Raw genomic sequence first — 7,170 nt, forward strand, 5'->3', positions numbered from 1 at the left:
CCGGCTGAGCCGTCCGAGCCGGCTGAGTCGCTAGTAGCGAGGGTCGGTAACAGACCTTGGGTGGTGCTCGGTTGATTGTCGGGTTTGCGCGATGCGGGGGTGCGTCTGTTGATTTCGGCGATGGCGGGTTCTTCGAGGTAGATTCCACCCGACGGGTGGAGCGGCGTTACATTGCGCCGAAGGCTCTGGTGGACAAGATGTTTCAGAGGGTCGACCCGGAGGTTGTTGTGGCCGTCGGCGCTGGATGACGAGCTAGCGGCCGCGGGGTGATGGTGCGGATCCTGGTGTATGGCCACATCACCGGGGTGCGTTCCGCACAGAATGCCGACCGGCCGCTACTGGGCAGCTGCCACAACCCGCGAAAACGTTACGGCCACAGCGGGGTCCACGGACTGTCCGGGCTCACCTCCAGCTGAGCACCCAGCCGCTTCACCGTTCAACGCGAGGCTTGGGCACTGACTCTGCGCCGGTGGCGTCGTCTCCCCCGTTCACTCTGCGCCCAGGGCGGCGACACGCCGACCACCACCACCCTGGACGCGGAATGAACTCAACTGCTCCGCCCCGCCCATAGCGATACCGACCCACGCTCCCCAGCCACTACACCGAGCCGGCGGGTTTGCGGGGCAGCAGAGCCGCCGGAATGAGGGTCAGCACCACCATCGCCAACGCGATCGCCAGCACCACCGCGTACGCGTGCGATACGTCCCCGCTTCGGTTGAATTCACTGGTGAGCACCATTGAGGTGAGTGCTGTGCCGATCGACCCGCCGATTTGATGGTTCACGCTGATCAGCGTCGAGCCACGCGCGATCTGGTGCGGAGCAAGCGCCTGTACCGAGGCCCCGGAGAGCGGCATCATCGTGCAACCGGTGCCCATGCCCACTATGGCCAGTCCGGCCAGCAGGGTCGGCAGGTAGGCGAGGCGTCCTGCGACACCGACCGTGAGGATCGCGCACCCAGCGGCAATGAGGGTGATACCGATCAGCACGATGTTGCGTGGGCCCTTGCGGTCGGTGAGAATTCCGGCCATCGGCATGGTTGCCAACGCGCCGAGTCCCTGGGGGATCAGGTGCACCCCGGATTGAACGGGAGTCTGATTCAGGACCTGCTGCAGGTAGCTGGGCAGCAGCAGGGACGAGCCGAAGAAGGCAATCGCGAAGAAGAACGCGGTGACGTTGGCGCGGGCGACCACGGGGTTTTGGAACAGCCGCAGATCGATCAGTGGATGATCCACGCGAAACCAGGCGTGTACCACGAAAATCGCGATAAGTGCGATCCCGGCAAGTCCGGGCACCAGTACCCGGGGATCGGTCAGCGTGCTCCGGCCGGGGAGCGAGGACACCCCGAACAGGAAGATCGCCAGGCCGGGTGACAGCAGCAGCACGCCGACAACATCGAGAGTCTCCGACAGTGCCGGCCGGTCGGCGGGGAAAACGAATGCGGCAAGAGCGAACGCGCACAACCCGACCGGGAGATTCACCAGGAAGATCCATGGCCAACTGAAGTCACTGATCAGCCAGCCGCCCAGCACCGGCCCGCCGATAGGGCCGAGCAGCATGGGTATGCCCAGCACCGCCATCAGCCTGCCGAGTCGCCGGGGGCCGGCAACCCGCGTCAGGATCATGAATCCCAGCGGCATCAACATGCCGCCGCCGACACCTTGGATCATCCGAAAGGCGATGAGTAGCAGGATGTTCGGCGCCATCGCGCATAGCAGTGAGCCGAGGGTGAAGGCCAGTACCGAACCCATCCAGAGTCGTTTGGTTCCGAAGCGGTCGGCAGCCCAGCCGGCTAGCGGAATAACCGTGGCCAACGCGAGCGTGTAGCCGGTCATGGTCCAGCCGACGACGGCCTGCGTCGAGGCGAACTCGAGGATGAACGTGCGCTGGGCGACGCTGACGACGGTGGCGTCCAGGATCGACATCATCGACGCCAAGATGCACACCCCGGCTATCCGCAGGGTGGCGAGGTCCAGTTTGTCGGGGTAGTCATGTGGCAGCGGCTGCCCGGGCGTGGTCAGCGGCGACCCCGTGTCGGCCCGTGCGGGGCGAGCGTCAGGCATGGCGGTGCTGAGCATAGCTATGCGGCGCGCCGGCTCACCAACGCGGACATGGTCGACGGTCGACGGTCGACGGTCGACGGTCATCGGCGGCGCGCCGGCGTGATCCGACGAGGACCTGATGGACGTCTGTTGTCGGTGTCGGCGTTACCAAGAGGACACCTCGCCTCGGCACACTGAAGGCATGGCTGGAAAGCTGCTGGTCTCGGTATCCGGGATCACCGACCGCACCCTGGCGGCCGTCGATGATTTCTGCGCACGAATGGACGCCCGCTCGGTCCCGGTGTCGCTGCTGGTTGCGCCGTGCCTGGGTGAGCGCTACCGCCTCGACGGCGACCCGGATACGGTCGGCTGGATAACTGCCCGGCGCGCCGGCGGCGACGCGGTGGTGCTGCACGGCTATGACGAGGCCGCGACCCGTGGGTGGCGCGGTGAATTCGCCTGCCTGCCCGCACATGAGGCCGGCCTGCGACTCAAAGCCGCTGACCGGGTGCTGGAGCATCTCGGGTTGCGGACCCGGGTGTTCGCCGCGCCCGGCTGGCAGGTGTCGTCGGGTGTGGCGGCAGCGCTGCCGGACAACGGTTTCCGCCTGCTGGTCGGCGCCCAGGGAGTAACCGACTTGGTTCGCGGCACTACGGTGCGGTGGCCGGTGCTGACAGTCGGCGAAGGATATCTGCCGGAACGGTGGCGCTGGCGGAGGGTCGTGATGGCTGCGGGGCGTACCGCCAGACGGGACGGGATGGTTCGGATAGCCGTCGCCGCGCCGCAGCTGCGTCAGCCCGGCTCCCGGCAAGCCCTGCTGGATGCCGTAGACCTCGCGTTGCTGCAGCGGAGCAGTCCCACGGTGTACCGGTGGCAGGCCGGAAAGACCGTTCTCGGGGCGGCCTGACCATTGCACCTGGCGTTGGTCCGGGTAGCCGGCGACGCCGGCCCGGGCGGCTACCCTTTACCGACATGAGCGATACGAAGTCCGGTGCGGAGGGATTCACCGCGGACGCGATCATCGTCGGGGCCGGGCTGGCCGGTCTGGTGGCGGCCTGCGAATTGGCCGACCGCGGGTTGCGGGTGCAGGTCCTGGATCAGGAGAACAGCGCCAACGTGGGCGGTCAGGCGTTCTGGTCCTTTGGCGGCCTGTTCTTCGTCGACAGTCCCGAGCAGCGCCGGCTGGGTATTCACGATAGTCACGAACTGGCACTGCAGGACTGGCTGGGGACGGCGGCGTTCGATCGCCCCGAGGACCACTGGCCGCAACAGTGGGCGCATGCCTATGTCGACTTTGCCGCGGGCGAGAAGCGAAGTTGGCTTCGTGCCCGGGGCCTGAAGATCTTTCCCGTGGTGGGCTGGGCCGAACGCGGCGGTTACGACGCGCAGGGACACGGCAACTCGGTGCCGCGCTTCCACATCACCTGGGGAACCGGGCCGGCCCTGGTGGAAATCTTTGCGCGACAACTGCGAAACCGGCCGAATGTCCGGTTCGTACATCGGCACCGGGTGGACCGGCTGATCGTGGAGAGCGGCACGGTAACCGGGGTCCGGGGCACCGTACTGGAGCCCTCGGATCTGCCGCGCGGTGTGGCATCTTCGCGACATGCGGTGGGCAAGTTCGAGTTACGCGCCTCAGCGGTGATCGTGACCAGCGGCGGTATCGGCGGCAACCACGATCTGGTGAGGAAGAACTGGCCGCGACGGCTGGGCCGTGCGCCCAAGAATATGCTCAGCGGGGTGCCGGCCCACGTCGACGGCAGGATGATCGGTATCGCCCAGAAGGCGGGGGCGCGGGTGATCAATCCGGACCGTATGTGGCACTACACCGAAGGAATCACTGACCACGACCCCATCTGGCCACGCCACGGCATCCGGATCATTCCCGGGCCGTCGTCGCTGTGGCTCGACGGTGCGGGAAACCGGTTGCCGGTGCCGCTGTATCCCGGGTTCGACACGTTGGGCACCCTGGAGCACATTGCCCGGAGCGGATACGACTACACCTGGTTTGTGTTGAACGCCAGGATCATCGAGAAGGAGTTCGCGCTTTCGGGGCAGGAGCAGAACCCCGACCTGACCTCGCGGAGCCTGCGCCGGCTGTTGCGGTCGCGGGCCGGCTCGGGCCCGCCCGGCCCGGTGCAGGCCTTCATCGACCGAGGGGCCGACTTCGTCACCGCGGGTTCGCTGGCGGAGCTGGTGCGGGCCATGAACGACCTGCCCGACGTGGAACAGCTGGACTACGACACGGTGGCCGACGCCGTCACCTCGCGCGACCGCGAGGTCGCCAACAAGTTCACCAAGGATGGTCAGATAACGGCAATCCGTGCCGCCCGCGGGTATTTGGGCGATCGATTGGGCCGGGTGGTGGCACCGCATCGGATACTCGATCCGAAGGCCGGACCGCTGATAGCCGTCAAATTGCACATCCTGACTCGCAAGACACTGGGTGGGATCGAAACGGATCTGGACTCGCGGGTACTCAAGGCCGACGGCACGCCGGTCCCCGGCCTGTATGCCGCCGGCGAAGTCGCCGGTTTCGGCGGGGGCGGCGTGCACGGTTACCGTGCGCTGGAGGGCACCTTCCTGGGTGGCTGCATCTTCTCCGGCCGGGCCGCGGGCCGAGGCGCCGCGTCCGATATCAGCTAAGCGCCCGGACCGTCCCGGATCGGTGCGGGACCCTCAGAACCCGACCGCGTCTTCTTCGGGCAGCACCTGGAAGTCGGCACCGGTCATTTCGGCGAGCCGGCCGTAGTAGATCCCGCGGGCGTCTGGGGCGACTATTCCCTGGTGGATAGGTACCGCGCGGGTGGGGTTCACCGCTCGCAGGTAGTCGACGGCCTCGGAGATCTTCATCCAGGGCGCCGCGGCGGGGGTGGCCAGCACGTCAACCGGCTCGTCGGGCACGAACAGCGCGTCGCCGGGGTGCATCAGCCGGGCCGGATGTTCGCCGTCGCCCACCAGAAACGAAATATTGTCTATCACCGGGATTTCCGGATGTATCACGGCGTGGCGTCCACCGACGGCACGGATGGTCAGCTGCCCGATCGTCAACAGGTCGCCGACGTTCGCCACCCGGCACGGCTCGCCGAGCTGCTGCGCGGTCTGAGGGTCGGCATACAGGACCGCGTCAGGGTTGGCGTCGAGTAGCGCCGGCAGCCGAGAGGCGTCCACGTGGTCGGGGTGCTGGTGGGTGATCAGGATCGCCGACAGGCCGGTGATGCCCTCGAAGCCGTGGGAGAAATTGCCCGGATCGAACAGGACTTTCGATTGACCGAAGTCCGCGAGTAGGCACGAATGGCCGAAGTGCGTCAGTTGCATACTGTCGATTGTGCCCCGGCCGGGCAACCAACGCGGGCGTGCCTGAAAGCGGCGCGAGGATGGATCGTCGGTAGAGTTGGCGCGAACGTCCGGCCGGCTTCTTTGATCGCGTCCCAGCGGCGCCCGCCGCCGTGGCCGGGCGCAGGAACGTAGGAGGAATGCAGTGGCCCGGGTGATCGTGCACGTGATGCCCAAAGCCGAGATCCTGGACCCGCAGGGTAGGGCTATCGTCGGTGCGCTCGGGCGCCTGGGCCATGCCGGGATATCGGATGTCCGTCAGGGCAAGAGGTTCGAGCTGGAAGTGGACGACACCGTCGACGATTCCACGCTGGCCGAGATTGCGGAGTCGCTGTTGGCCAACGCGGTGATCGAGGACTGGACCGTCAGCCGGGACCCGCGGTGACGGCGCGCATCGGGGTTATCACCTTTCCCGGCAGCCTCGACGACATCGATGCCGCGCGCGCCGCACGCCAGGTCGGCGCCGAGGCTGTCAGCCTGTGGCATGCCGATGCCGACCTCAAGGGTGTCGACGCGGTGGTGGTGCCGGGTGGCTTTTCCTACGGTGATTATCTACGTGCGGGTGCCATCGCCCGGTTTGCGCCGGTAATGGGTGAAGTGGTGGCCGCCGCCGGTCGGGGCATGCCGGTACTGGGTATTTGCAACGGCTTTCAGGTGCTCTGCGAGGCAGGTCTGCTTCCCGGTGCCCTGACCCGCAATGTGGGACTGCACTTCGTCTGCCGTGACGTGTGGCTCAACGTCGCCTCGGCGTCGACGGCTTGGACGTCGCGCTTCGCCTCCGGCGCCGACCTGCTGATCCCGCTGAAGTCCGGCGAGGGCCGCTACGTGGCACCGAGCCGGGTGCTCGAGGAGTTGGAGGCCGACGGCCGGGTGGTGTTCCGATACCGCGAGAACGTCAACGGCTCGCAGAACGATATCGCCGGCGTCTGTTCGGCGAACCGCCGCGTGGTCGGACTCATGCCGCACCCCGAGCACGCCATCGAAGCACTGACCGGGCCTTCCGATGACGGCCTGGGCCTGTTCTATTCGGCGCTCGACGCGGTGCTCGCCGCCTGAGCGGTATCGCCTGACGCCCTTGCGCACCCCGGCCCCGCGCCCTGCCCCGGGCGTCAGCCGGCGTCCAGCAGCAAAGGCGGCAACGGCACTTCGCCGGGCGCTGACAACGTGTCGAAGAGGTCGACTGCCGCGGTGATGGCGCGGTCGGCGAAGGCGGCGAAGTCTTCGGCGAAAGCCGCGAAATCGTCGGCGAATGCGGCCGCCTCGCCGGTATCGGCCGCGGTAACCAACCGCATGGATTGTTCGGCGGCGACGCCGACGCGCGACGGGTCCGATGATTCGTGCACCGCCGCCGCGATGCTGTGATTGTGTTCGTTCCAGTGGTCGGTCAGCCGGGTCAGCCGGGGCCGCTCGGTGGCGGGGAAGAAGGCGGCGGGGGTGACCCGGACGGTGACGACCTCGGGGTTCGCGGGCGGATTTTCGAGGTGGACGTGCAGGCCCCGGCCGCTGCTGAGGACGAAGAAGAACTCGCCGTCATGGCGGCCCCGGAAGTACCGCCGACCGCGCGTGCGTAGGTAGCGTTCGATCAGGATGGTGGCCGCCGTTTCGGTCATGGCAGCCATTCTCCTGCCGTCGGCTATGCGACCGCTGTGGGACAAGCGCAGAAATTGCCAAGAACGTACTGAGAATTCGCTGAGTCCCGCACCGGTTGCGGCACGGCCTGCTTCGACCTGCTTCGGCCTACTTCGGCGGGCTGAGCGCGACCGAGGCCTCGGCGGTGTAGCACAGGAACGTCAG

8 protein-coding genes are annotated in these 7,170 nt (G+C 67.2%); 5 read left to right on the forward strand and 3 right to left on the reverse strand.

All coding sequences use genetic code 11. The annotated features are described in order from the left end of the window. Positions 1–266 precede the first annotated feature (266 nt). A complete protein-coding gene (locus tag ACK5M9_RS01580) occupies positions 267–416 on the forward strand; it encodes a hypothetical protein (RefSeq protein ID WP_416891449.1) in 150 nt (49 codons plus the stop codon). Between the two features lie 181 nt (positions 417–597). On the opposite strand, the gene ACK5M9_RS01585 is transcribed toward ACK5M9_RS01580, so the two are convergent. Beyond that, the gene (locus ACK5M9_RS01585; RefSeq protein WP_416891463.1) at positions 598–2,076 is read right to left on the reverse strand and encodes a DHA2 family efflux MFS transporter permease subunit; all 1,479 of its coding nucleotides are present in this window, start codon (positions 2,074–2,076) and stop codon (positions 598–600) included. A 166-nt stretch (positions 2,077–2,242) separates the two neighbouring features. On the opposite strand from ACK5M9_RS01585, the gene ACK5M9_RS01590 reads away from it, so the two are divergent. Next, complete coding sequence (locus ACK5M9_RS01590) at positions 2,243–2,947, forward strand: DUF2334 domain-containing protein (protein WP_416891450.1); 705 nt, start codon at positions 2,243–2,245, stop codon at positions 2,945–2,947. A gap of 65 nt (positions 2,948–3,012) precedes the next feature. Further along, positions 3,013–4,686 carry an FAD-binding dehydrogenase gene (locus tag ACK5M9_RS01595; protein WP_416891451.1) on the forward strand — a complete coding sequence of 558 codons (1,674 nt, stop codon included), beginning with the start codon at positions 3,013–3,015 and terminating at the stop codon, positions 4,684–4,686. 33 nt (positions 4,687–4,719) lie between these two features. Here ACK5M9_RS01595 and ACK5M9_RS01600 read toward each other — a convergent pair whose 3' ends face one another. Continuing rightward, positions 4,720–5,358 carry an MBL fold metallo-hydrolase gene (locus ACK5M9_RS01600; RefSeq protein ID WP_416891452.1) on the reverse strand — a complete coding sequence of 213 codons (639 nt, stop codon included), beginning with the start codon at positions 5,356–5,358 and terminating at the stop codon, positions 4,720–4,722. Positions 5,359–5,521: 163 nt separating this feature from the next. Here ACK5M9_RS01600 and purS point away from each other — a divergent pair, with 163 nt between their 5' ends. After that, complete coding sequence (gene purS, locus ACK5M9_RS01605) at positions 5,522–5,761, forward strand: phosphoribosylformylglycinamidine synthase subunit PurS (RefSeq protein ID WP_416891453.1); 240 nt, start codon at positions 5,522–5,524, stop codon at positions 5,759–5,761. Then, positions 5,758–6,432, forward strand: a complete 675-nt coding sequence (purQ, locus tag ACK5M9_RS01610; RefSeq protein WP_416891454.1) for a phosphoribosylformylglycinamidine synthase subunit PurQ — start codon at positions 5,758–5,760, stop codon at positions 6,430–6,432. Before purS ends, purQ begins: the two co-directional genes overlap by 4 nt. 53 nt (positions 6,433–6,485) lie before the next feature. Here the strand turns inward: purQ and ACK5M9_RS01615 are convergent, their stop codons facing one another. Continuing rightward, entirely contained in the window at positions 6,486–6,986 is a 501-nt protein-coding gene (locus ACK5M9_RS01615; RefSeq protein WP_416891455.1) for a hypothetical protein, read from the reverse strand. Between the last annotated feature and the right edge of the window lie 184 nt (positions 6,987–7,170).

The sequence above is a fragment of the Mycobacterium sp. genome, from assembly GCF_047975165.1.
In the GTDB taxonomy this organism is placed as follows: Bacteria; Actinomycetota; Actinomycetes; order Mycobacteriales; family Mycobacteriaceae; genus Mycobacterium.

Bases quoted from the DNA above. Each gene is read 5' to 3' on its own strand.
- ACK5M9_RS01585 (WP_416891463.1), bottom strand. From the start codon at position 2,076: ATGCTCAGCACCGCCATGCCTGACGCTCGCCCCGCACGGGCCGACACG.
- ACK5M9_RS01590 (WP_416891450.1), top strand. From the start codon at position 2,243: ATGGCTGGAAAGCTGCTGGTCTCGGTATCCGGGATCACCGACCGCACC.
- ACK5M9_RS01595 (WP_416891451.1), top strand. From the start codon at position 3,013: ATGAGCGATACGAAGTCCGGTGCGGAGGGATTCACCGCGGACGCGATC.
- ACK5M9_RS01600 (WP_416891452.1), bottom strand. From the start codon at position 5,358: ATGCAACTGACGCACTTCGGCCATTCGTGCCTACTCGCGGACTTCGGT.
- ACK5M9_RS01615 (WP_416891455.1), bottom strand. From the start codon at position 6,986: ATGACCGAAACGGCGGCCACCATCCTGATCGAACGCTACCTACGCACG.